The following is a 23,201-nucleotide window of genomic DNA, read 5'->3' as shown; positions in this document are numbered from 1 at the left end:
TCGCCGAACTCCTCGAGCTCCGTCTCGACGCCGTCCTCGATCACGCCAGTCCCCCCGAGCACGACGATCTGCTCGACCCCGAGGTCGACCAGCGCCTGCTCGGTGCTGCCCGGCACCGAGTCCGGCCGCACGAGCAGGACCGGCGCGTCCACGGCACCCGCCCGCGCCGCACCGGCGAGCGCGTCGGGGAAGTCGCGGCCGGTGGCCACGTAGGCCGTCTCCGCCGAGCCGAACTCCGCCGCGACCAGCGCCGCCGTGGCATACCGGTCCCGTCCGGCGAGCCGTCGCGCCGGGGCGTCGGCCGCCTCGGCCGCCGCCTCCACCACGGCGTCCTCGACCGCACCGTCGCCGCCGAGCACGACCAGCTCACCGGGGTCCAGCCGCTCCAGCTCGGCCGCGGTCACGGCGGGCAGGCCGTCGGACTTGGTCAGCAGGACGGGCACCTGCGTGCTGCCGGCCAGGGCGGCCCCGGCCAGGCGTCCGGGTAGTCGGCACCCGTGGCCAGGAAGACCGCACCCACGCCGGGGTCGTAGGCCTGCGACAGCTCGACGGCGGTGCCGTAGCGGTCCTCACCGGCCACCCGGACCACCTCGGGGTGGATCGGGCCGGGGTCGGTGTCGCAGTCCTCGTGCAGCAGCGCGAAGTCCTGCTCCACCACCTCACCGCGGAGTGGCTCCACGAGCTCGGACTCGGGCAGGTGCTCCACCGCCGAGGCGATGAGCTCCAGCTCGCCGACCCGGGTGTCGATCCAGCGGGCATACCGTCCCTCGTCGTCGGTGACCCAGCGCCACCTCGGGCCCTCTCCCCGCGTCGGTGAGGCGTCGACGGTCGCGCCGGCCAGCGGGTCGGTGGTGCCGGCGCAGTCGTCCCCGGCCACCAGCCCGGTGAGCTTGCCCCACGTGGCCGGCGGGAGCACGGTCATCTCGACCTCGGTGGTCGCGCCGTGCCCGGCATACCGCCCTCCGCCGAGACTCCGGCGGTGTAGAGCCCGGGCTGCGCCACCTCACCCGTGGTCGTGACCTGCACCGTGGCCGACTCGCCGGCCGCCAGGGACAGCTCGGTCTCGCTCAGCGACAGCCACGGCACGTCGACCGGGCCGTCGCCGCACAGGTCGTAGCCGGGCAGGAGCTCGACGACGTCGCTGAACCCTGCCTCGCTCTGACCTCCGACCATGACGAAGCCACACGCCCCGGCCCCGCGGAAGGCGGGGTTGTTGGGGTTCGGCAGGTCGGCCCAGTCGTCCGCCGCCGCGTCGTAGGAGAAGGCGTCGTTGCTGATCGCGCCCTGCTGGAGCCCACCGGTGACGATCAGCTGGTCGTCGGCCCCGGCGTAGGCCGAGCCCCAGGCGTCCACCGGCGCGTCGCGACCTGCGTCCAGGCGTCCGCCACCGGGTCGTAGGCATACGTCTCGGTGGTGGACTGGCCGCCGTCGCCGATCCCGCCGGCGCAGACCACCCGTCCGTCGAGGCCCGCGCAGGACGGGAAGGCCACCGGGCGGGGGTAGTCCGCCAGGGCGGTCCAGGTGTCCGTGGCCGGGTCGTAGGCCGCCGTGCTGGCGGTCGTCGGGTCGCAGTCGCCGGTGGTGCACCCGCCGACGGAGTAGAGCATCCCGTCGAGCGTGGCCTGGCCGGCCCAGGCGACCGCGACGGGGGCGTCCGCGACCTGGGTCCAGGCGTCGTCCTCGGGCCCGTAGACGTAGGCCTCGCTGCGGGTGTTCCCCACGTCGTCCCAGCCGCCGGCCGCGACGATCCGGCCGTCTACCACCCCGGCCGTCGGAGCCATGAGGGGCAGCGGTAGGTCGGCGCCCGCCGTCCACTCCATCGTGGCCGCGTCGTAGCGGTAGTGGGCGGTCGTGGGCTCGGTGCCGTCGAAGCCGCCGAAGCTGTGCCAGGCCCCGTCGATCTCGACCACGCGATGGTCCACGATCGTGGCCGGCACGGGCGCGAGCTCGGTCCACGGCTCCTCGTGCGGCCGCATGACCGGCTCACCGGCCGGCGCGTCGTCGGCCGTGAGGTATGCCCCGACCCGCGGCTCGACGTCCACGGTCCGGGTCGGGGCGCCCGCCGCGGCGTCCTCGCCGGTCGCGGTGACCCGCCGGCCGTCGGCGCGGAGCAGCGTGGCGTCACCGCGCACCTCCTCCAGCGTGACCTCGGCCGGGCCGGTGCCGCTGTTGGTCACGGTCAGGTCCACGGTCTCGGAGTCCTCACCCAGCTCGACCTCGGTCTCGATGAGACCCGGGTCGAGCTCCAGCAGCCCGCCATCGAGCACGAAGTCGGCGCGGACCGCACCGCCCTGCTCGACGTCGACGTCCTGCGTGGCCGCGCCGTAGCCGCGCGCCGTGGCCTCGAAGGGGTGCTCGCCGGACACGCTGCTGAACAGCCAGTAGAAGCCGTCGTCCTGGCCCTCGTCCGCCGGGGTGTCCCGGCTGGTGCCGCGGTCCTCCGGCACGTCCAGGCTGGTCACGGCGGCGCCGCTCACCGCGGAGCCATCCGCCGAGGCGGACACCGAGCCCACGACATACCCGCCGTCACCGGTCGGGTCGCAGCTGCGGGAGCCGACGACGATGTCGTCGACCTGCCAGAAGAACGCCCACACGGCCTCGTGGTAGTGCCACCGGAGCCGCACGTCCGCCTCGCCCTGCGCCATCGGGAGCGGCACCCTCACCTCGACACCCTCCTGCGGGGTCGTCCAGGTCGACACCGTGGTCCAGCTCTCGCCGCCGTCGGTGCTGACGTCGAGGTCGGCGATGTCGCCGAGCGGGATGTAGGCCTGGGCGAAGCTGACACTCGGGTTCTCCAGGCCGCTGAGGTCCATGACCGGCGAGACCAGGGACGTGTCCTGCTCCCCGTCGGGGCCGTAGGCGTCGGAGTTGACGTAGGCGAAGGCACCCTCGCCGCCGGTGAGGTTGCCGGTGCCGCCGCCGTCCTCGTCCACGGCCCAGACCTGGCCGTTGTCCAGGTTGTCCTCGATCTCCCACCCGTCGGGCAGCACCCCGGCGTCGAAGCTCTCCGCGAGGACGACGCTGTCACTGGCGGTGTAGCCGGGTGCCGTGCACGAGTCGGGCAGCACCGTGGGCGAGAGGTCGACCACCGTGTCGGCCTCGACGAGCACGTCCTGCTCGACCACCTCATAGCCCGGGTACTGCACCACGGCCTCGAGGCGCACCTCCTCGCCGACCGGGACCTCGAGGGCATACCCGCCGTCGAGGGGGTCGGTGAAGGTGGCGAGCGACTGGCCGGCCACCGACACCTGGGCGTAGAGCGGGAAGCCCGCGCCGGAGCCGTCGGTGACGGTGCCGCTGACCGTGGCCGTCTGCGCGGGCTCGAGGGCGAAGTCCTGGGTGGCCGTCCCGTCCTCGGGCACGGTGACGTCGGCGGACTGCTCCAGCCAGCCGAAGCGGGAGGCGGTCAGGGAGTAGTCCCCGGCGCTGACGAGGGCCTGGTAGGCGCCCTCCCCGTCGGTGGAGAGCATCCGCTCCACCGGGCCGGCGACCTCGACCTCGACGCCGGCCAGCGGCTCACCGGTCGCCGCGTCGGTCACCGTCCCCTCGACCACACCGACCGGTCCCCGGGGTGCGGCGTCGAGCAGGGCCAGGGCGTCGAGCCGGCCCTCGCCGAAGACGTTGTTGTCCTCGTCGGTGCCACCGCACTGGTCGTCCGGGTTGTCCGTAGCGGTCCCGTCGAGCAGGGACGTGGTCGTCTCGACGTCACCCACGAGCTGCGGGGAGCTGGCCCACAGCAGCGCGATCGCCCCCGCCACGTGCGGCGAGGCCATCGAGGTGCCCGAGTAGGAGGCGTAGCCGTTGCCGGGCACCGAGGAGCGCACTGCCGTGCCGGGCGCCGAGATGTTGGGCTTGGTCTCCCCGTCCTGACCGGTCCCGCGGCTGGACGTCGGGTTGATCTCGTGCGCCGCGTCGTAGTTGCCGACCGAGTAGTTGATGATGCGGCTGCCGGGCGATCCCGAGCTCTCGCAGCCCGGCCCGATGTTGCCGTTGGCCCACACCCCGAACTGGCCCGCCGCGGCCCAGGCGAGCGAGACGTCCTCCATGAAGGGGTCGTCGGAGGGCGACGTCGTGCCCCAGGAGTTGTTGATGACGTGCGGCCGCATCGCTGGGTCGGGGTCGGAGCCGTCGGTCCGGGTCGGGGCCAGCATCCACTCTCCCGAGCTGATGAGCGCCTCGTCGGTGGGGCAGCAGCCGTTGGCGGAGATCCAGCGCGCCCCCGGGGCGACGCCGATCTGGTTGTCACCGCCGTCGTCACCGACCATGGTGCCGGTGACGTGGGACCCGTGGCCCTCGAGGTCCACCGGCTCGTCCGGGGACACCCCCGCGGCGTCGAACCAGTTGTAGTCGTGGTCGAAGGTCCCGTCCCCGTTGTTGCCGCGGTATGCCCCCACCAGCGCCGGGTGGTCGAACTGCGCCCCGGTGTCGATCGAGCCGACGACGATCCCCTCCCCGGCCACGCCGTACTCGGCCCAGACGTCGTCGGCGTTGATGTCGGCGACGCCCCACTCCACCGCCGCCGGTGCGGGAAGGTCGGAGGGGGCGGGCTCCACCTCAGGGAGCTCGTAGGACACCGTCGGGTAGATCCCCTCGACCTCGCGCTCCCCGGCGAGCTCCAGGGCCAGGTCCTGGGACCCACCGGTGACGTGGACCGCGTTGGTGATCCAGTGGGACTCGTAGGTGGCGCCCGCCTCGTCGAGCCGCCGCAGCACGTCCTGCTGGCTGTCCTGCGCGGTGCTGGTCAGGGCGTCGTAGACCCCCTGGCCGCGGGCCCCCCAGTCACGGACGTCCTGGAACGGGCTCAGGTCGGCCCGCTCCCCCAGGCGCACCCAGAAGTCGACCCGCTCCTCCTGCTCGAACTCCTGGGCCAGCGCCTGCTCGATCTTGTCCTGCGCGTCCGGCGCCGGGGCCGCCTGCACCGGGGAGGCGACGAGCGCGCCGCTGAGCAGCAACCCCGTCCCGCCGATCCCCGCGACCACCCTGCGCCATACCCCTGCACCCATGTCGTCCGCCTCCCGGTCAGCACTGCTCACCCCTGTGGGTGGTGCTGAGACTAGGGAGTGTCGCGGCCGGCGACAACGGGCGGACCGGGGCAGTTATGGGGCAATCGGCTCGGGCGTGCGGCCCTGGTCGGCGACGGTGCAGACCGCCTGGAAGCCGGCCCCGCGGACGGTCCGGATCTCCAGGGGCGTACCGGCCAGGGCCAGCTTGCGGCGCAGCCTCTTGATGACCGAGCGCACCTGCGCCCCGTCGCCGACGTAGCCGGTCGCCCACACGTCCCGGGTCAGCTCGGCGATCGACCAGACGTGCTGGTGGTCCGAGCTGAGCAGACCCAGGGTCTCGAACTCCAGGGGCGTCAGCCGCAGGACGCGCCCACCCCACACCACGGTGCGGTGCTCGGCGTCGAGGTCGACGCCGATCCCTCGCGACGGGTATGCCGCACCCCCCGCACCCGAGCGCAGCAAGTCCGCGGCGTTCTCGCGGGAGGTGGCCAGCACCACGGCGACGTCGCCGGGCAGGCTCGCGAGCAGCCGCTCGCGCTCGCGCCGGGTCGCGGCGACCACGACCACCATCGGCCGATCCGCCGTCGACCTCCGCAAAGAGACCGTCATCCGCTTACCCTCCGCCGATCGAGACCTGACTCTAGGGGCAGGTGTGCTCGTCCCGCCAGACCTGCGGCAGATCTCCTCCATATACGCAGTTATCCCCGGTTCATGGTTATATCGACGTAGATCCACCGTCGATCTTGACTGGAACACGCAGATTCTGCATCCTGGGTCCATGACACCGCAGCACCCCGACCTCGACACCCGCGCCGTGCACGCGGGTCGCGCCGACCTCACCGCCCTCGGCGTGCACGTGCCCCCGATCGACCTGTCCAGCACCTACCCGCTGCCGGACGTCGAGAGCGGTGGCGAGGCCTACGACCAGATGGCCGGCGGGGGCCAGCGGCTCGAGGGGCAGTCAGCGGTCTACCAGCGGCTCTGGAGCCCCGGGGTGGCGCGCTTCGAGGACGCGTTGGCCGAGCTCGAGGGGGGCGAGGCCGGCATCGCCTTCGCCTCCGGCATGGCGACCCTGAGCGCCGTCCTGCTCGCCTGCGTCGGCGCCGGGACCCCGCACGTCGTCGCGGTCCGGCCGCTCTACGGCGGTTCGGACCACCTGCTGGCCACGGGGATGCTCGGCACCCGCGTCACGTGGACGGACGCGGACGGGGTGGCTGCCGCGCTCGAGCCAGACACCGGGCTGGTCGTCGTGGAGACCCCGGCCAACCCCACCCTCGACCTCGTCGACCTGCAGGCCGTCGTCGCCGCCGCCGGCGACGTGCCGGTGCTGGTCGACAACACCTTCGCGACGCCGGTGCTGCAGCGCCCGCTCGAGCTCGGCGCGACGCTGGTCATGCACTCGGTGACGAAGTTCCTCGCCGGGCACGGAGACGTGCTGGCGGGGGCCGTGGTCACGTCCGAGGCCTGGGCGCAGCGCATCCGCCCGGTGCGCGCCGTGACCGGCGCCGTGCTCCACCCGCTGTCCGCCTACCTCGCCCACCGCGGTCTGCAGACCCTGCCCCTGCGGGTGCGGGCGCAGCAGGAGGGCGCCCAGGTCCTCGTCCGGTGGCTGCGGGGAAACCCGGGCGTCGAGCAGGTCTTCTACCCCGGCGCCGACGGCGACCCGACCCGGCTGATCGGCCGCCAGATGGCCGGTCCCGGTGCGGTGCTGGCCTTCGACCTCGGCAGCTACGAGGCGGCCGCCGCGGTGGCGGGCTCCTGCCGACTCATCACGCACGCGGTCTCCCTCGGCGGGGTGGACTCGCTCATCCAGCACCCGGCCGCCCTCACCCACCGTCCGGTGGCCGACGAGGCCAAGCCGGGCGCCGGCATACTCCGGCTGTCCGTGGGCCTGGAGGCGCCCGAGGACCTCATCGCCGACCTGGACCAGGCGCTGCTCGAGGCGCGCCTGGCCCCGCGCGAGATGGAGACGGCCTCCCGCTGACGAGCCCGGGGGCCGGGTGCGCCCACCCTCAGGACTTCTTCGCCGGGGCCTTCTTCTTCGCCGGCGCCTTGCGGGTGGTCTTCTTGCGCGTGGTCGGTCCCTTGGAGCGCTTCTCGGCGATGAGCTCGAAGGCCCGCTCCTCGGTGAGCGTCTCGGGGTCGTCGCCGCGACGCAGGGTCGCGTTGGTCTCCCCGTCGGTGACGTAGGGCCCGAACCGGCCGTCCTTGACGACGACCTTCTTCTTCGAGACCGGGTCCTCGCCGAACTCGGCCAGCGGCGGCTTGGCCGCACCCCGGCCGCGCTGCTTGGGCTGGGCGTAGATCGCCAGCGCCTCCTCCAGCGTGATGTCGAAGATCTGCGCCTCGGTCTCCAGCGAGCGGCTGTCGGTGCCCTTCTTGAGGTAGGGCCCGTAGCGACCGTTCTGGGCGGTGATGTCGACACCCTCCGCGTCCTGGCCGACCACGCGGGGCAGCGACAGCAGACGCAGCGCCTGGTCCAGCTCGATGGTCGCGAGGTCCATGCCCTGGAACAGCGAGCCGGTGCGCGGCTTGACCTTCGCCTTCTTCTTCGCACCCTTGCCGCCGCCGTCGCCCTCCTCGTCCTCGATGACCTCGGTGACGTAGGGACCGTAGCGGCCGTTCTTCGCGACGATCTCGCGCCCGGTCTCGGGATCGGTGCCGAGCACTCGGCCGTCGTCGGCCGCGGCCGCGAGCAGCTCCTCGGCCTTGGCCGCGGTCATCTCGTCCGGCGCGATCTCGTCGGGCACGGTGGCACGGCGCGGGCTCTCGCCGTCCTCGCCGGGCAGCTCGACGTAGGGACCGTAGCGGCCGACCCGCACGACGGTGCCGTCGCTCGTGGTGACGGCCGAGATCGCGCGGGCGTCGATCTCGCCGAGGTCGGCCACGAGGTCGCGCAGGCCCTCGGTCGAGGTCGCCTGGTCACCGAAGTAGAAGCGCTGGAGCCAGGCGACGCGCTGCTCCTCGCCGTTCGCGATCCGGTCCAGGTCGGTCTCCATCGAGGCCGTGAAGTCGTAGTCCACGAGCCGCGGGAAGTGCTGCTCCAGCAGCTGGGTCACGGCGAAGGCGAGCCACGTCGGGACCAGCGCCGAGCCCCGGCTGTGCACGTAGCCGCGGTCCTGGATGGTGCCGACGGTCGCGGCATACGTGGACGGGCGGCCGATGCCGCGCTCCTCCAGCGCCTTGACCAGGGTCGCCTCGGTGTAGCGCGCCGGCGGGCTGGTCTGGTGCCCCTGCGCCTCGGCGCGCAGCGTCTCCAGCGCGACCCCCTCGCTCAGCTTCGGCAGGCGCATACCCATCGCGCTGTCCTCGCCGTAGCGGCTCTCGTCGCGGCCCTCCTCGTAGGCCGCGAGGAAGCCGCGGAAGGTGATGACGGTGCCGGAGGCGGAGAACTCCGCGCTGGAGTATGCCGTGCCGCCGGCGCTCGTGCCCTCCGGCAGGGTGGCGGTGAGCTTGACGCTGGCGGTCGACCCCTTGGCGTCGGCCATCTGGGAGGCGACGGTGCGCTTCCAGATCAGCTCGTAGAGGGCGTACTCCCCGCCGCGGATCTCCCCCGCGACCTGGGCCGGGGTGCGGAAGGAGTCACCGGCGGGCCGGATGGCCTCGTGCGCCTCCTGCGCGTTCTTGGACTTCTTGCCGTAGACCCGCGGGCTCTCCGGCACGAAGTCGGCGCCGTACATGTCGCGCGCCTGGCTCCGAGCGGCGCTGACCGCCTGGCTCGACAGGTTGGTCGAGTCGGTGCGCATGTAGGTGATGTAGCCGTTCTCGTAGAGCCGCTGCGCGGTGCGCATCGTGCTCTGGCTGTTCATCCGCAGCTTGCGCGAGGCCTCCTGCTGCAGCGTGGAGGTGGTGAACGGCGCGGACGGACGGCGGGTGTAGGGCTTCTCCGAGACCTCGCGCACGACGACGTCGGCCTCGCGGGTGCCGGCGGCGATCGCCTCGGCCGCCGCCGCGTCGAGCTGCACGGCGTTCTTGGTCTTGAGCGTGCCGTCGTCGGCGAAGTCGCGGCCGCTGGCGACCTTGGAGCCGTCGACGCCGGTGAGCTTGGCCTCGAAGCCCTGGCCGCTGTTGCCGCCCGGGGCGAACTCCCCCTCGACGTCCCAGTAGGAGGCGACCTTGAAGGCCATCCGCTCCCGCTCACGCTCGACGACGAGCCGGGTGGCGACCGACTGCACGCGGCCGGCGGAGAGCCCCTGCTTGACCTTGCGCCAGAGGACCGGCGACACCTCGTAGCCGTAGAGCCGGTCCAGGATGCGTCGGCTCTCCTGGGCGTCGACGAGGTCGGTGTCCAGCTCGCGGGTGTCGTTGACAGCGCGCTGGATGGCCTCCTTGGTGATCTCGTGGAAGACCATCCGCCGCACCGGCACCTTGGGCTTGAGCACCTCGAGCAGGTGCCACGCGATGGCCTCCCCCTCGCGGTCCTCGTCGGTCGCGAGGAAGAGCTCGTCGGCGTCCTTGAGCGCACGCCTCAGCTCGGTGACCTTCTTCTTCTTGTCACCGTCCACGACGTAGTAGGGGTCGAAGCCGTCCTCGACGGCGATGGCGAACTTGCCGTAGGGCCCCTTCTTCATGTCGGCGGGGAGCTCGGAGGGATTGGGCAGGTCGCGGATGTGGCCGACGCTCGCGTCCACCCGGAAGTCCGTGCCGAGGTACTCCCCGATCTTCTGCGCCTTCGCCGGCGACTCGACGATGACGAGCTTGCTGCCTGGTGCCACGCGTGCGCTCCTTCGCCCCGTGTGCCGCGGATTCGTCGCGACGCCCGACACGGGGACCTCGGGCAGCACCGTAACGCATGCACGGCCAACGGCTACGCTGACTTCTCATGACGGCTCGCGGCTCGAGGCGGAGGACAGGTATGCACGGTGCACGGCGGCTGCGCCCCGGCGCTGCGGCCCTGGCGGTCGCGGCGGTGCTGCTCACCGGGTGCGACGGCGAGGACGGCGGGCAGGACACGCCCGACGGCGGGGCGAGCACCCAGGGCGAGCAGGAGGGTGCTCAGGGGTCGGGGTCCGAGGACCAGACCGACGACGCCGCCGAGGGTGAGGCCTCCGGCGAGAGCGAGGAGGAGGCCGAGCCGGCACCGCCGCCCACGGAGCCGGCCGACATCCAGCCCGCGGCCGGGGACCGCAGCGTCAGCGAGGACGGCGGGACGATCACCGTGCAGGGCGACAGCGCCGCCTTCGTGACGCCCAGCGGCAACATCGCCTGCGTGCTCAACGGCCCGAGCGCCACCTGTCAGCTGCTGGACAAGACCTACGACGCCAACGCCGAGCACCTCGTCGACGACAGCCTCGGGGACTGCGACGTCGCCTCGGCCGACGCCATGGTGCTCACCGACGCCGGCGGGGTCTGGACCTGCCCGCCCGAGCCGCTGGCCCCCGCCGCCGGTGCCGTCGCCGGCGGGTGGTGGGCCGACGAGGTGGGCGCGCCGACCACCGGCGTGGAGGACACCGACGCCGCGGTGCTGGAGTACGGCCGGACGCTCGCCGTCGAGGGCGCCTCCTGCCAGTCCAGCGAGGACGGGGTGACCTGCCGCAGCTCCGAGCTGGGCCGGCAGTTCTTCATCGCCCGCTCCGCCTACCGCTTCGGCCAGGCGCGCTGATCTCCCTCAGCGCAGCAGGCCGTCCCTGACCAGGTCGCGCAGGGTCGGCAGCACCGCGGTGTGGATCGTGCCGGGCTCCTGCTCGGTGAGCACCGCGAGACCAGCACACAGCTGTCGGGCGGTCAGCTCCCCGTCGCAAGCACCGACGAGGCCGGCCCCGAGCGTGTCGAGCCGCACGGTCCGGCGCAGCCCGTCGCCCTGACGCACCTGGATGACCTGCGGGTCGTCGCCACCGGGCACGCCGATCCGCTCCTCGGTGACGTCCGGCGCCACCTGCCAGGCGGTGTCCAGGAGCGCGTCGTCGTCGTGCTCGGCCAGCCACGTCCTGGCACGCAGACCGGCCAGCACGGCAGGCCCCATCGGGCTGGCGACCGGGGCGCGCACGTCCATGAGGTCGGTCCACGACTCGCGCCCGGTGAGCGGACGCTGCACGGTGACCACCCCGAAACCCAGCCGCTCCACGCCCCGGTGCGCGAAGTCGTCGAGCCACGCGGCATACATCGCGTCGAAGTCGGCCGTGCCCGGCTGGTGCCCACCGTCGCGGATCCAGGTCTCGGCGTAGTCGGCCACGTCCTGCTCCTCACGCTGCACCACCCACGCGTCCAGCCCGGTCCCGTCGAACCACGCCCCGACGTGGTCGGTCCATGCCTCCTGCGGCCCCAGCTCCCAGTTGGCCAGGAGCTGTCCGATCCCCCCGGGACGCAGGTGTGCGGCCAGGTCCCGCACCAGCCCGGCCACCAGCGCGTCCCCGGCCTGCCCGCCGTCGCGGTACTCGTAGACCGGCACGTCCGGGTCGCGCGGGGTGACGACGAAGGGCGGGTTGCTCACGACGAGGTCGAACTGCTCGTCGGCGACCGGGTCCAGCAGGCTGCCGGGGCGCAGGTCCGCGTCGACCCCGTTGAGGTCGAGGGTGAAGCGGGCGAAGCGCAGCGCCCGCTCCGAGAGATCGGTCGCGACGAGGTATGCCGCGTGCCCGGCCAGGTGCAGCACCTGGACGCCGCTGCCGGTGCCGATGTCGAGCGCGCGCTCGACCCGGGGGCGTGGGGTCCAGCTCGACAGGGTGGTCGAGGCACCGCCGATCCCGAGGACGTGGTCGGTCGGGAGCGGACCGCCGGTCGCCATCTCGGAGCGGTCCGAGACCACCCACCACCGCTCCTGCTCGGTCGCGTAGGGACGCAGGTCGCAGGCGGCGACCAGGTCCGAGCCGTCCTGGTGCCGCGCCACCAGCCGGAGGGCCAGCAGTCCCGCGGCACCGGTCCGGGGCAGGGCGCGGTCCAGCTCGCGAGCCGCGACGCGAACGCCCAGGGCGAACAGCCGGCACAGCACGGCCACCGGGTCCTCGGACCCCTCGGTGGCCCGCAGCGCGGGCAACGGCTGCTCCCGGTGCAGCGCCGCCACGGCCACCGGCCCCAGCACCTGCGCGAGCCGGTCGACGGTGTAGTCGGCAGCCTCCAGGTCGGCCCGCAGGTCGGCGAGCGCCGCGCCGTCGCCGCTCCCCGGCGGCGGGAGGCTCAGCTCTCCACCGCCCGTGCCGGCTCGCTCTCGCCGATGGCGATGTCGCGCCGCTTGGAGACCATCACGGCCCCCACGATCACGGCCATCGCGACGAGTGCGATGCCCCAGCGGACCAGGTCGTTGGCGCCGTCGCCGTAGGTGAGGCCGATGATGGCCGGCGCGATGAGCAGGGCGACGAGGTTCATCACCTTGATGAGCGGGTTGATGGCCGGGCCCGCGGTGTCCTTGAACGGGTCGCCGACGGTGTCACCGATGACGGTCGCCTCGTGCGCGGGCGTGCCCTTGCCGCCGAAGTTGCCGTCCTCGACGATCTTCTTGGCGTTGTCCCAGGCGCCGCCCGCGTTGGCGAGGAAGACCGCCATGAGGACGCCGGTGCCGATCGCCCCGGCGAGGTAGCCAGCCAGGGCCCCGACCCCGAGCCCGAAGCCGACGGCGATCGGGGCGAAGACCGCGAGCAGGCCCGGGGTGGCGAGCTCGCGCAGCGAGTCGCGGGTGCAGATGTCCACGACGCGGGCATACTCCGGCTTCTCGCTGTAGTCCATGATCCCCGGCTTCTCCCGGAACTGCCGACGGACCTCGAAGACGATGGCGCCCGCGGCCCGGGTGACGGCGTTGATCGCCAGGCCGGAGAAGAGGAAGACGACGGCGCCGCCGATGAGGACGCCCACCAGCGCGCGCGGGTCGAAGACGAGGAAGGACTGGAGCACCTCGCCGCTGGCGTCGCCGGCAGTCTCCAGCGCCTGCAGGATGGCGTCCAGGTAGGAGCCGAAGAGCGCCGTGGCCGCGAGCACCGCGGTCGCGATCGCGATGCCTTGGTGATCGCCTTGGTCGTGTTGCCGACCGCGTCCAGCTCGGTGAGGATCTGGGCCGCCTCGCCATCGACGTCGCCCGACATCTCGGCGATGCCCTGGGCGTTGTCGGAGACGGGGCCGAAGGTGTCCATCGCCACGATGACGCCGACCGTCGTGAGCAGCCCGCACCCGGCGAGCGCCACGAAGAAGAGCGAGACGATGAGCGAGCCGCCGCCGAGGGTGAAGATCGCGAAGATCGCCGCCGCGATGGTGACCGCGGTGTAGACCGCGGACTCCAGGCCGACCCCGATGCCGGAGAGCACGACGGTGGCCGGGCCGGTGAGCGAGGTGCGCGCCACGTCGTTGGTGGGCTTGGTCTCGGTGCCGGTGAAGTAGCCGGTCAGCCAGAGGATGAAGGCGGCCAGCACGATGCCGATGACGACGGAGGCGGCCCCGCCCACGGCGGCGTTGATCTGCTCCCCGCCGGCCGACCCGTCCTGCAGCGCGAACCCGCCGGTGACGTCCAGCGATGCCGGCAGGAAGACGAAGGCCGCGATGACCGAGGCGACGGCCGCGATGGCCGCGGAGATGTAGAAGCTGCGGTTGATGGCCTGCAGGCCGTTCTCCCCGGCCCGGGCCTTGGTGATGAAGACGCCGATGATCGCGGTGATGACGCCGATGGCCGGGATGACCAGCGGGAAGACGAGGCCACCCTCGGCGCCGAGCGCGGCGGTGCCGAGGATGAGCGCCGCCACGAGGGTGACGGCATACGACTCGAAGAGGTCGGCCGCCATGCCCGCGCAGTCCCCGACGTTGTCACCCACGTTGTCGGCGATGGTGGCCGCGTTGCGGGGGTCGTCCTCGGGGATGCCGGCCTCGACCTTGCCGACGAGGTCGGCGCCGACGTCGGCCGCCTTGGTGAAGATGCCGCCGCCGACGCGCATGAACATCGCGAGCAGGGCCGCGCCGAAGCCGAAGCCCTCGAGCACCTTGGCGGCGTCGCCCTGGTAGACGAGCACGACGACCGCCGCGCCGAGCAGGCCCAGGCCGACGGTGGCCATCCCGACGGTGCCTCCGGTGCGGAAGGCGATCCGCATGCCGTCGTCCCGGCCCGTGGTGCGCGCCGCCTCGGCGACCCGCATGTTCGCGGCGGTCGCGAGGTTCATGCCGAGCCATCCGATGAAGGCCGAGAAGCCGGCGCCGAGGAGGAAGGCGACGGACCGGCCGATCCGTATCATCATGTCGTCCGCGGGCAGCGCCAGGAGGAGCACGAAGGCGACGACCGCGAAGATGGCGAGGGTGCGGAACTGCCGCCCCAGGTAGGCCGACGCGCCCTCCTGGACGGCGCTGCCGATCTCCTGCATCGAGCCCGAGCCGGGGGAGGTCGCCAGCACCTCCCGGCGGAACATGAACCCCATGACGAGGGCGACGAGGGCGATGCACAGCACCACGATGACGATCGAGGTGTCGGCACCCGAGAGCGAGACCTCGCTCGCGGCAGCGACTGGGGACATGTGTGCCTCCTGGGACGGCCCGCACCGTTGCGGGCGATGGCGCGGACGGACCCGCGGGACATCGGTCGGATGTGATCACTCTAGTGATCACCGGCCCCAACTCCTAGCACCCGCCGCGATGCGCAGCGGGTAGGTCGGCGGCCCGGCGTAGCGTGGGTCACGAGATGGACCACCTGGAGCAGACCGACGTCGACCCGCGGGCCGTCCTGGAGCACCTGTCCCGCGGTGCCCGGGCCGACCGGCTGGTGCACGTCCGCACCGTGCCGGCGCGCGAGGGCAGGGTGGTCCCCTGGCCCACGTGGTGCGCGCCGACCGTCACCGCGGCGCTCCACGGCGAGGGCATCCACACGCTCTGGGAGCATCAGGGCACGGTCGCCGAGCTCGCCCACGCGGGGCGGCACGTGGTGGTCGCGACCGGCACGGCCTCTGGCAAGTCGCTGGGCTACCTGCTTCCGGTTCTCACAGCTCTCAGCGAGGGCACGGGAGCGGTCACCGGCCGCGGCGCGACGGCGCTCTACCTCGCCCCGACCAAGGCCCTCGGCGCGGACCAGGAGGCACGGCTCCACACGCTCGCCGTGCCCGGCGTGCGGGTCGCCCGGCTCGACGGCGACACCCCGGGCGAGGAGCGCCGGTGGATCCGGGAGCACGCCCACTACGTCCTCACCAACCCCGACCTCCTGCACCACACGCTGCTCCCGGGGCACGAGCGCTGGGCGCCCTTCCTGCGGGCGCTGCGGTATGTCGTGGTCGACGAGTGCCACGTCTACGGCGGGGTCTTCGGCGCCCACGTCTCGGCGGTGCTCCGTCGGCTGCTGCGGGTCGCGGCGCGCTACGGCGCAGAGCCGACGGTGATCCTGGCCTCGGCCACCGTGGCCGCGCCGGACGAGCTCGCGAGTGCTCTCGTCGGACAGGAGGTCACCGCGGTGACCGCGGACGCCTCACCCCGCCGCGAGCGGGTCGTCGCGCTCTGGGATCCCGGCCGCACCGACGACGGACGGCGGCGCGGAACCGCCACCGAGACGGCCGACCTGCTGGCCGATCTCGTGGGAGCGGGCGTGCAGACCGTCGCCTTCGCCCGCTCCCGGGTCGGGGTGGAGCACGTCGCAGCGCGGGCGCGGGAGGCGTTGGAGGCGAGGGCGGCCTCGTGCTCCGGGAGCGCGGCGCCCCAGGTCGCCGGCTACCGCGGGGGCTACCTGCCGGAGGAGCGCCGCGCCCTGGAGTCCTCGCTGCGCGACCGCACCGTGATGGGCCTGGCGGCGACCAGCGGGCTGGAGCTGGGCATCGACATCGCCGGGCTCGACGCCGTCGTCATCGCCGGCTGGCCGGGGACCCGAGCCTCCTTCTGGCAGCAGGTGGGCCGCGCCGGTCGCCGCGGCGCCTCGTCCCTGGCCGTCCTGGTCGCCTCCGACGACCCGCTGGACAGCTACCTGCTGCAGCACCCGGAGCTCGTCTTCGACGAGCCGGTGGAGAACTGCGTCCTGGACCCGGAGAACCCCTACGTCCTGGGGCCGCACCTCGCTGCGGCCGCGGCCGAGCTGCCGCTCACCCCCGAGGACGCGCGGTGGTTCGGCCCCGGTCTGGCAGGCCTGGCCGAGCAGCTAATGGTCGGTGGGATCCTCCGGGCACGCCCCACGGGGTGGTACTGGGCCCGCCCGGACCGGGCCAGCGACCACGTCGCGCTGCGTGGCGTCGGGCAGACCGTGCAGATCGTCGACGGCCGCAGCGGCAGGGTGCTCGGCACCGTCGACGAGGCGCGTGCGCTGAGCACCGTCCACGAGGGCGCGGTCTATGTGCACCAGGGCGAGCCCCACGTCGTCACCGAGCTCGACCTCGACGCATCGGTGGCGCTGGTGGTCGCGGGCGATCCGGGATGGAGCACCCGGGCACGGAGCGAGAGCACCTTCGTCATCCGGGAGACCTCCGTCGTGCAGCCGTGGGGGGCGGCCACGCTGGCCTCGGGCCGGGTCGAGGTCACCACCCAGGTCACCTCCTTCCAGCGGGTGCTGAGCGACGGCACGGTGATCGGCACGCATCCGCTCGACCTGCCTTCACGCACCCTGGTCACCCAGGCCGTGTGGTGGACGCTGCCGCTGGAGGAGCTGGCCCTGGCCGGGGTCGGTGAAGCGGGCGTGCCGGGGGCGCTGCACGCCGCGGAGCACGCCTCGATCGGCATGCTCCCGCTGCTGGCCACGTGCGACCGGTGGGACATCGGCGGCGTCTCGACCGCCCTGCACCCCGACACCGGGCTGCCGACGGTCATGGTCTACGACGGTTACCCGGGGGGCGCGGGCTTCAGCCGGCGTGCCTTCACTGAGGCTGCGGAGTGGCTGACGGCCACACGCGACCTGATCGGATCCTGCGGCTGCACCGACGGCTGCCCGGGGTGCGTGCAGTCTCCCAAGTGCGGCAACGGCAACGAACCGTTGGACAAGCGGGGCGCGATCGCGGTGCTGGACCACCTGCTGAGCGAGCGCACCGTGGTGGTCCCCGCCCGTTAGCCGAGCGGGGTCGACCGGCCGAGCAGCCGGGCCGGCTGCGGTACTCTCTGCGCCCAGGGGGACCCGCCCGGCCCTGCCGGACGCGGACCGCCCGCCGCTCACGAAAGGACCGTCATGGTTGTCTTCGGTGTCATCCTCCTGCTTGTGGCGCTCGCGTGGTGATCTACATGTGGCTCGCCACCCAGGGCATGGACCCCGTCGCCATCTCCCACGGCGTGCTCAACGTCGAGATCACCCCGATCTGGCTGTTCGTCGTCGGGGGGATCACCCTGGCCGCGGCGACGAGCGGGCTCTGGTTGCTCGCCGTCGGCACCCGCGCCAAGGCACGCCGCGCCAAGGAGGTCCGCGAGCTGCGACGCCAGGCCACCGAGTCCGACCGTCGCTCTGAGCGGCAGCAGGACGCCGCGCGGTTGGGGCGCGACTCGGGCGCGGCGCGGTCGGCGCCGGCGGCTCTGCGTCCGGGTCGGCTGCCTCGGACGAGCAGCCGATCCTGCCCCGGTCCGGTGGCGATCGTGCAGCGGGGCGCACCACCGGCACCGGCCCGGGAGAACAGCGGTCCCCCCGCTCCACCTGACTGTCAGCAGCCAGGTCGACCCGAGCAGGGCGCCTGCCTCGGCCTCGATGCCGGCCACGGGGTACCCAGCACCGGGACTCGACCCCCCTGCAGTCGAGCCCCCGCACGTCGATGTCGCCCCGCCGCACCATCGACCTGCTGCCTGCCGCACCACGCAGCACCCAACCTCACCCGCGCGGGTGGGGTCAACAGTGGGTGGCGGCGTGATGCGACGGCCTGTCCCCGGGCAGCCTGCTGTCGCTGCTCGGGCCGAACCGCCCCCGCGGTCGGTGGTCCCACCCGGGGGTGGCGCCCCTGGTCGCCTCGCTGGGGCAGAGCCTGTCGAGCGAGCTGGCCTCGACCCCTGGAGCCCCTGGTGCACCGGTCGGCCGGGGTGCTGACGACCCGCATGATCCACGAGACCGCGACCCTCGACGCCCAGGGTCACCTGCGCGGCGTCACCACTCGGCTCGTCGTCGAGGCGGCCAGCGGCTTCCCGGACCGTTACATCGCCGTCTACTTCGGCGTCGAGGGCTCCTCGTCCGGTCTCCTCAGCATGCGTCACACCTCCGGCTGCCGGGTCGGTCGGGTCCGGCGGCACGCCACCGCGCCGATCATCGCCGCCAAGATGCTCTTCAGTGCGCCGCTCATGCCCGGGCAGCATCATGTGCTGGAGGACGAGACCACCGACCGTGGCCGGGCCATGGCCCCCTTCTACTCACGGTTCGTCCCCAAGGGCACGTCCTCCGCGGTCCTCACCTCGGTCCTCACCGCGGTCTTCGACCCTGGCCGGGTGCCCGCGCGCTGCTTCGGGAGGTTCGGCGACGAGAGCCGCACGAGGTGAGCCTGGGAGCGGACCTGGCGGCCCACCTGCTCAGCGTCAAGCAGGGGGCGGCCTCCCTCGAGCTCTCCTGGGAGTGGGGCGGGACGGCACGGTCCCGGCGCGCGCCCTCGCGGTGACGGTCCACGGGGTGGCGGGCACCGACCTGCGCACCGAGACCACGACCTCGGGCCAGGCACCGCCGGACGGCTCCCACGCGCAGGCCACCAGTCGAGCCCGGTGCTGATCGACGACCTGCCCGGCCACCGCGCAGGCCCCTGACGGATCCACACCCTGCACCACCTCGCCGACGGCGGCCAGGGAGCCGAGGTCGGCGGCCGTGCGCGCCTGCTGGCCGGCCACGAGGACGGCCACCAGCCCGAGGGCGAGCACCAGGACGGTGACCACGCCCAGGACGAGGCCGATGCCGAGCACCGTCGCCGAGCCCGTGTCGGGGTTCGCGTCACGACGGCGGTCCGCCCCCGGCCTCACGGCGCCGCTCCTGGCTCCCATACCGCGCGCGCAGAGGCGTGCGCCGCCGGGAGTGCTGGTAGCAGCCGCGCCCGGGACGGCGCGTGGACCTCGACGGTGACCGCCTCGGCGTCCCGGCCGAGGACGACGCTCGAACCCTCCGGTGCCCGGTCCCGCGCCAGCTGCTCGACGACGGCCGTCTCCTCGCCGCGGGACGCGGCGCGCGCTGCCACGCGCGCCGCGTCCTCGCACCGCACCTGATCGACCCCCAGACTCAGGGCGGTCAGGCAGATCGCGAGCACCAGCAGGACCGCGGGGACGGTGAGGGCCAGCTCGGCGCTCACCATCCCCCGATCCCGGGTCCGGCGCCCGCGACGGCTCACAGCGACACCGAGAGCGCGGTGGTGATCACCGAGGTGACCACCCCCTTGACGGCACCGGACTTGAGGATGGCGAGCAGCACGGCGGCGAAGGCGCACGCCGCGATGGTGCCCACGGCATACTCCGCGGTGGTCATGCCCGCCTCCCCGCGGTGCCGCAGCTCCCTGACGGCGTCGCGCAGGCGGATGGTGGTGTTCTTCATGTTCCCCTCCTTGTGGGTTGGTGGCGCCTCCGGACGGAGACGCTCGTGCCGACCGTCGAGCGGCCGGGGCGTGGGCCTCACCAGGACAGGTCCCGGACGAGGGCGAGGACGAGCGGGGCGACCGTGGTCAGCACGAAAGCCGGGAGGAACGCCAGCCCGAGCGGGAGGACGAGGCGGACCCCGAGCCGGGCGGTCGCCACCTCGGCGCGGGCCACGGAGCCACGACGCAGGTCCGTCGCGGTCTGGCGGAGCGCGGGGGCGGGAGGCACACCGGCGAGCGAGGCCACCTCGACGGTGCGTCTGGCGGGCTCCCATCGCGCACCGGCCGACTCCCAACTCGGGGAGGCGTCCCTGCCCTCGAGCAGGTCCTGCCCCACGGCGTCGAGCTCACCCCGGAGCGGCTCGTCCAGCTCGACGGCCACGGTGCGCGCGGCCGCGCCGAGCGACACCCCGCCCTGCAGCGCGAGCGCCAGCAGGTCCAGCGCCTCGGCCACGTCCGCGGAGCAGGAGACGTGAGTGCCCCGGCGCGTCGGCCGCCGCGGCGGGGTCCAGCTCGACCGGGGCGTGGAGACCCGGACGAGCGGCACCAGCGCAGCCGCGACGGTGAGGGCCGCGACGAGCAGACCGGTCCCCGGCGCGATCGTGGCGAGCGGGTTCATCGCAGCTCCGCGACGACGCGCGCGACGAGGCGCCGCACGAGAAGTCGCCCGACCAGGAGGAGCGTTGCTCCCGCCCCCAGGCAGAGAAGGGCGGAGGGGCTGCCGTAGAGCTCGACCGGCCCGACGCCGAGCACCGCGGAGAGCGCCACTCCCGCCAGGGGCAGCCAGGTCAGCACGGTCGCGGTCGCCCGGGCTCCGGCACTGGCGGCGCTGATCGCACGCTCCAGCCGCTGTCGCTCACGGGCGACGTGAGCACTGGTCCGCAGCGCGTCGGCGATCGGCGCTCCGCTCCTGCTGGCCACCGCCCAGCTCCGTGCCACCGCCGTGAGCGTGGGGCTGGAGGTCGTGCGCCCGAGGCGGTCCCAGGCCGGGGCCAACGCCTGACCCTCGGCCGCCGCTCGGGCGAGCGGACGCCAGTCGGCGCCATCCGTCGACCCGTCCGGGGGGTCCGGAACCGCGAGGCGGACGGCGCGGGCGACGGGCAGCCCCGCCTCCAACGCCGCGGCGATCGTGCCGACCACGCCGAGCTCCTCCGCCGCTCTCCGGTCTGCGCGGTCTCGGGTCGCGCGCCACCGGCGCAGCAGGCCGGACACCTCGGGCGCGGGACGGACGGGTCCGTGCCCCCGACCTGCACCCGCGCCGGCCGGGACCGGCGTCGCTCGCGGACGAGCAGACGCCAGGCCGACGCCCGCCGAGGCTCCTGCCAGCAGCGCCAGCAGGACGACTGCTCCGCCGACCCCGGACAGGCCGGTCACCACGGGAGTTCACCTCGCTCCAGACCGAGCCGGCGCAGCAGCTCGTCGAGCGCCGGCCCAGGTCGCCAGCCCTGCGTGCCAGCGGCCAGAGCCGTCACCGCCTGGACACCGCGCTCGGGATGGTCCCGGAGGAGAGCGATCTCGCGCAGGGTCCTCCTGCCACGACCGTCGCGGGCCAGGTGGATCACCACCTCGATCGCGCTGCCCACCTGGGCCCGGACCGCCGAGCGGGACATCTCGGCCAATGCTCCCAGCGCCTCGAAGCGCGACACGACATCGCCGGCCGCGTTGGCGTGAACCGTGCCGCAGCCACCCTCGTGACCGGTGTTGAGCGCGGTCAGCAGCTCGCGCACCTCGGCTCCCCGCACCTCCCCCACGACGACCCGGTCGGGCCGCATCCGCAGCGACTGCCGCACCAAGCTGGTCATGGTGACCTCGCCGCGGCCCTCGACGTTGCGCGCCCGGCCCTGCAGGTGCACGACGTGCGGATGGTCGATGCGCAGCTCACGGACGTCCTCCACGACCACGAGCCGATGACCCGGGTCGCAGCGCGAGAGCATGGCGCCCAGCAGCGTGGTCTTGCCCGTGCCCGTGCCGCCACCCACCACGAAGGACACCGTCGAGCCGATCACCGCCTCGAGAAGCACATACCCCACGTCGTCGACCATCCCCCAGGCCCGCAGGTCCTCCAGGCTCGGGACCCGTCGGCGCGGGACACGCAGGCTGATGTGGGCCGTCCCCTCGACCAGCGGCGGCAGGACCGCATGGAGGCGCAGGCCTCCCGGCAGCAGGCCGTCGACCCACGGGCTGGACTCGTCGAGGCGCTGGCCTGCCAGGGCGGCGAGCCGGACGGCCAGCCTGCGCACGCTGCGCTCGTCCGTCAGTCGGAGCGCGGCCCGGTCCACGCCCTCGCCGCGGTCGCACCAGACGCTGTCCGGTCCGTTGACGAGGATGTCGGTCACGGCGGGGTCGCTGAGCATCGGGGCGAGCGGCCCGAGGGCCGCCCGGAGCTCCTGCTCGGGTGCCGGCGGGAGGCTCGCCGGTGTGGGCGACAGGATCGCTGGTGAGGTCATGGCACCGACCGTGCCGCGGCGGGAGGGACCCGCACCAGGGGTGGCGCCGCATCTGTGGACGACCGACCGGAGCCGAGCAGGGTGTGGACCGGGGCTCCTGGCGCCTACCCGCGCACCAGCAGCTGGGAGAGGTCAGGAAGCGGGAAAGACCCGGGAAAAGGGGACGGCCCCGGCGGGGGGAAGCCGGGGCGTCGGTGTCCAGGATCAGGGGGGGATGATCCCGAACACCCGCGCTACAACTCTTGCGAGGAGCGCTGTACCCCCAAGTATGCCCCACCCGCTAGACCAATTGCAAGCGGTACCCGACACCTGCGGTGCTGGAAAAACGCCGTCCGCCAGGGACCCTGACTGCATACCCCCGGGGGTGGCGCCTCAGGAGGGCCGGACCCCAGGTTCCACCAGCTTTCCCGAGGCCGCTCACGGCACGTCCAGGCGCCCCGCCCGGACCGCGTCGGCGATGCGCATCCCCTCCTCCGCGGCCAGCACGACGGCCTCCGCGGAGTGGACCAGCCACAGGCGGACGCCGGTGGGATCGGCACTGGCGTAGGCGGCCAGCGCGCCGCGGTAGTCGGTCCCTGCACGCCCGGCGTGACCGGCCTCGGGGACGCTCACCCCCGTCGGGTCCACGCCGCACACGGTGAGCACCACGCGCTCGAGCGCGCGGGCCACCAGACCGTTGCCGGAGACGAACGGGCGAGCCACCGCGATCTCGGCATGGGCGATCGCCGCGACGACCAACGCCGGGGCACGACCCGCCACCGCCGACCCGAGCAGACCGTGCATCGCGCCGAGGCGGGCGAGAGCCTCCTGCGCCGGCGGTGCCGGGCCGAGGACCTCCTGCCCCGCGACCGCCTCCTCCGGACGACGCGGACGGCCGAGCTGGTGCTCGGGCGCGAGCCCGGCGCCCGCAGCGGTGTGGAGCGCGGCGACGAGCTGCGCCGGGGCACGCAGGTGGGCCACGGTCACACCCTCCGTGCGCGCCGTCACCCGCGCCGCGGCCAGGACGGTCCGCCAGACCGGGTCCGCCTCGCGTGCGCTCCGTCCCAGCGCCCCGCGCAGCAGGTCCCGCACCACGTCCACGCTGCGCTCCGACCCTGCCGGCTCCGCGCCCTCCAGCAGTGCGGTCGCCGTGGCCCCGCGGACCCGTGATTCGGCGGCTGCCTCGGGCGACCGGCGCCGGAGCCCCTCATGCCACCGCAGCCGCGTGCAGGCCTCCCGCGCGGCGTCCACCGACTCGGCGACGTCCGGCATCCGGACGAGTTCCGCCACCGCGCTCTCTGCCGTGATGCTCACCCGCTCACCCTACGGCCGGCCACGAACCGCCCCCTGTGCACGGGGAGGCGCCGACCTGGAGAAGTCTTTAA

Annotated in this window: 17 protein-coding genes and 2 pseudogenes; 4 read left to right on the top strand and 15 right to left on the bottom strand. The window is 73.8% G+C overall.

What is annotated here, in order from left to right; all coding sequences use genetic code 11:
• Positions 1 to 35: 35 nt before the first annotated feature.
• The 4 genes and pseudogenes from BJF80_RS19615 to BJF80_RS03160 form a co-directional block, all read right to left on the bottom strand.
• Positions 36 to 922 (bottom strand): annotated as a pseudogene (locus tag BJF80_RS19615) (cell wall-binding repeat-containing protein); the annotation flags it as partial.
• Positions 919 to 1,353 (bottom strand): hypothetical protein, encoded by a 435-nt coding sequence (locus BJF80_RS03170; protein ID WP_075811271.1) that lies wholly within the window; start codon positions 1,351 to 1,353, stop codon positions 919 to 921. The pseudogene BJF80_RS19615 and the gene BJF80_RS03170, both read right to left, overlap by 4 nt.
• Complete coding sequence (locus BJF80_RS03165) at positions 1,308 to 5,033, bottom strand: S8 family serine peptidase (protein WP_143553947.1); 3,726 nt, start codon at positions 5,031 to 5,033, stop codon at positions 1,308 to 1,310. The genes BJF80_RS03170 and BJF80_RS03165 overlap by 46 nt, the downstream gene beginning before the upstream one ends.
• A gap of 63 nt (positions 5,034 to 5,096) precedes the next feature.
• Complete coding sequence (locus BJF80_RS03160) at positions 5,097 to 5,564, bottom strand: winged helix-turn-helix domain-containing protein (RefSeq protein WP_158068457.1); 468 nt, start codon at positions 5,562 to 5,564, stop codon at positions 5,097 to 5,099.
• Positions 5,565 to 5,781: 217 nt separating this feature from the next.
• Between BJF80_RS03160 and BJF80_RS03155 the strand changes: the two genes are divergently transcribed.
• A complete protein-coding gene (locus BJF80_RS03155; protein ID WP_075811265.1) occupies positions 5,782 to 6,987 on the top strand; it encodes a trans-sulfuration enzyme family protein in 1,206 nt (401 codons plus the stop codon).
• Positions 6,988 to 7,015: 28 nt separating this feature from the next.
• Here BJF80_RS03155 and topA read toward each other — a convergent pair whose 3' ends face one another.
• Entirely contained in the window at positions 7,016 to 9,718 is a 2,703-nt protein-coding gene (gene topA, locus BJF80_RS03150; protein WP_075811263.1) for a type I DNA topoisomerase, read from the bottom strand.
• 140 nt (positions 9,719 to 9,858) lie between these two features.
• Between topA and BJF80_RS03145 the strand changes: the two genes are divergently transcribed.
• Positions 9,859 to 10,605 (top strand): hypothetical protein, encoded by a 747-nt coding sequence (locus tag BJF80_RS03145; protein ID WP_075811261.1) that lies wholly within the window; start codon positions 9,859 to 9,861, stop codon positions 10,603 to 10,605.
• A gap of 6 nt (positions 10,606 to 10,611) precedes the next feature.
• Here the strand turns inward: BJF80_RS03145 and BJF80_RS03140 are convergent, their stop codons facing one another.
• Both BJF80_RS03140 and BJF80_RS03135 read right to left on the bottom strand, forming a co-directional pair.
• A complete protein-coding gene (locus tag BJF80_RS03140) occupies positions 10,612 to 12,060 on the bottom strand; it encodes a DUF7059 domain-containing protein (RefSeq protein ID WP_527251113.1) in 1,449 nt (482 codons plus the stop codon).
• A 56-nt stretch (positions 12,061 to 12,116) separates the two neighbouring features.
• Positions 12,117 to 14,425: pseudogene (locus BJF80_RS03135) on the bottom strand (sodium-translocating pyrophosphatase).
• Between the two features lie 164 nt (positions 14,426 to 14,589).
• On the opposite strand from BJF80_RS03135, the gene sftH reads away from it, so the two are divergent.
• Positions 14,590 to 16,923: a DNA 3'-5' helicase SftH gene (gene sftH, locus BJF80_RS03130; protein ID WP_075811305.1), complete on the top strand. Its 2,334-nt coding sequence runs from the start codon at positions 14,590 to 14,592 to the stop codon at positions 16,921 to 16,923.
• Between the two features lie 163 nt (positions 16,924 to 17,086).
• On the opposite strand, the gene BJF80_RS18100 is transcribed toward sftH, so the two are convergent.
• A complete protein-coding gene (locus BJF80_RS18100) occupies positions 17,087 to 17,290 on the bottom strand; it encodes a hypothetical protein (RefSeq protein WP_143553945.1) in 204 nt (67 codons plus the stop codon).
• A 595-nt stretch (positions 17,291 to 17,885) separates the two neighbouring features.
• Here BJF80_RS18100 and BJF80_RS03125 point away from each other — a divergent pair.
• Positions 17,886 to 18,320: a hypothetical protein gene (locus BJF80_RS03125; protein ID WP_143553944.1), complete on the top strand. Its 435-nt coding sequence runs from the start codon at positions 17,886 to 17,888 to the stop codon at positions 18,318 to 18,320.
• A gap of 36 nt (positions 18,321 to 18,356) precedes the next feature.
• On the opposite strand, the gene BJF80_RS03120 is transcribed toward BJF80_RS03125, so the two are convergent.
• From BJF80_RS03120 to BJF80_RS03090, 7 genes are all read right to left on the bottom strand, one after another.
• Positions 18,357 to 18,788, bottom strand: a complete 432-nt coding sequence (locus tag BJF80_RS03120) for an Rv3654c family TadE-like protein (protein WP_158068456.1) — start codon at positions 18,786 to 18,788, stop codon at positions 18,357 to 18,359.
• Positions 18,785 to 19,114 (bottom strand): TadE family type IV pilus minor pilin, encoded by a 330-nt coding sequence (locus tag BJF80_RS03115; RefSeq protein ID WP_075811253.1) that lies wholly within the window; start codon positions 19,112 to 19,114, stop codon positions 18,785 to 18,787. The genes BJF80_RS03120 and BJF80_RS03115 overlap by 4 nt, the downstream gene beginning before the upstream one ends.
• 32 nt (positions 19,115 to 19,146) lie before the next feature.
• Positions 19,147 to 19,350 carry a DUF4244 domain-containing protein gene (locus BJF80_RS03110; protein WP_022925439.1) on the bottom strand — a complete coding sequence of 68 codons (204 nt, stop codon included), beginning with the start codon at positions 19,348 to 19,350 and terminating at the stop codon, positions 19,147 to 19,149.
• A gap of 77 nt (positions 19,351 to 19,427) precedes the next feature.
• The gene (locus BJF80_RS03105; RefSeq protein ID WP_022925438.1) at positions 19,428 to 20,009 is read right to left on the bottom strand and encodes a type II secretion system F family protein; all 582 of its coding nucleotides are present in this window, start codon (positions 20,007 to 20,009) and stop codon (positions 19,428 to 19,430) included.
• The gene (locus BJF80_RS03100; protein ID WP_075811251.1) at positions 20,006 to 20,767 is read right to left on the bottom strand and encodes a type II secretion system F family protein; all 762 of its coding nucleotides are present in this window, start codon (positions 20,765 to 20,767) and stop codon (positions 20,006 to 20,008) included. Before BJF80_RS03100 ends, BJF80_RS03105 begins: the two co-directional genes overlap by 4 nt.
• Entirely contained in the window at positions 20,761 to 21,837 is a 1,077-nt protein-coding gene (locus BJF80_RS03095; protein WP_075811249.1) for a TadA family conjugal transfer-associated ATPase, read from the bottom strand. The genes BJF80_RS03100 and BJF80_RS03095 overlap by 7 nt, the downstream gene beginning before the upstream one ends.
• 417 nt (positions 21,838 to 22,254) lie before the next feature.
• Positions 22,255 to 23,130, bottom strand: a complete 876-nt coding sequence (locus BJF80_RS03090; RefSeq protein ID WP_237767398.1) for a Fic family protein — start codon at positions 23,128 to 23,130, stop codon at positions 22,255 to 22,257.
• Positions 23,131 to 23,201 lie beyond the last annotated feature (71 nt).

This window comes from Serinicoccus sp. CUA-874, assembly GCF_001942225.1.
GTDB lineage: Bacteria > Actinomycetota > Actinomycetes > Actinomycetales > Dermatophilaceae > Ornithinicoccus > Ornithinicoccus marinus.
Note: the sequence above shows the minus strand (reverse complement) of the source record. Positions and strands in the feature narration are given on the sequence as shown.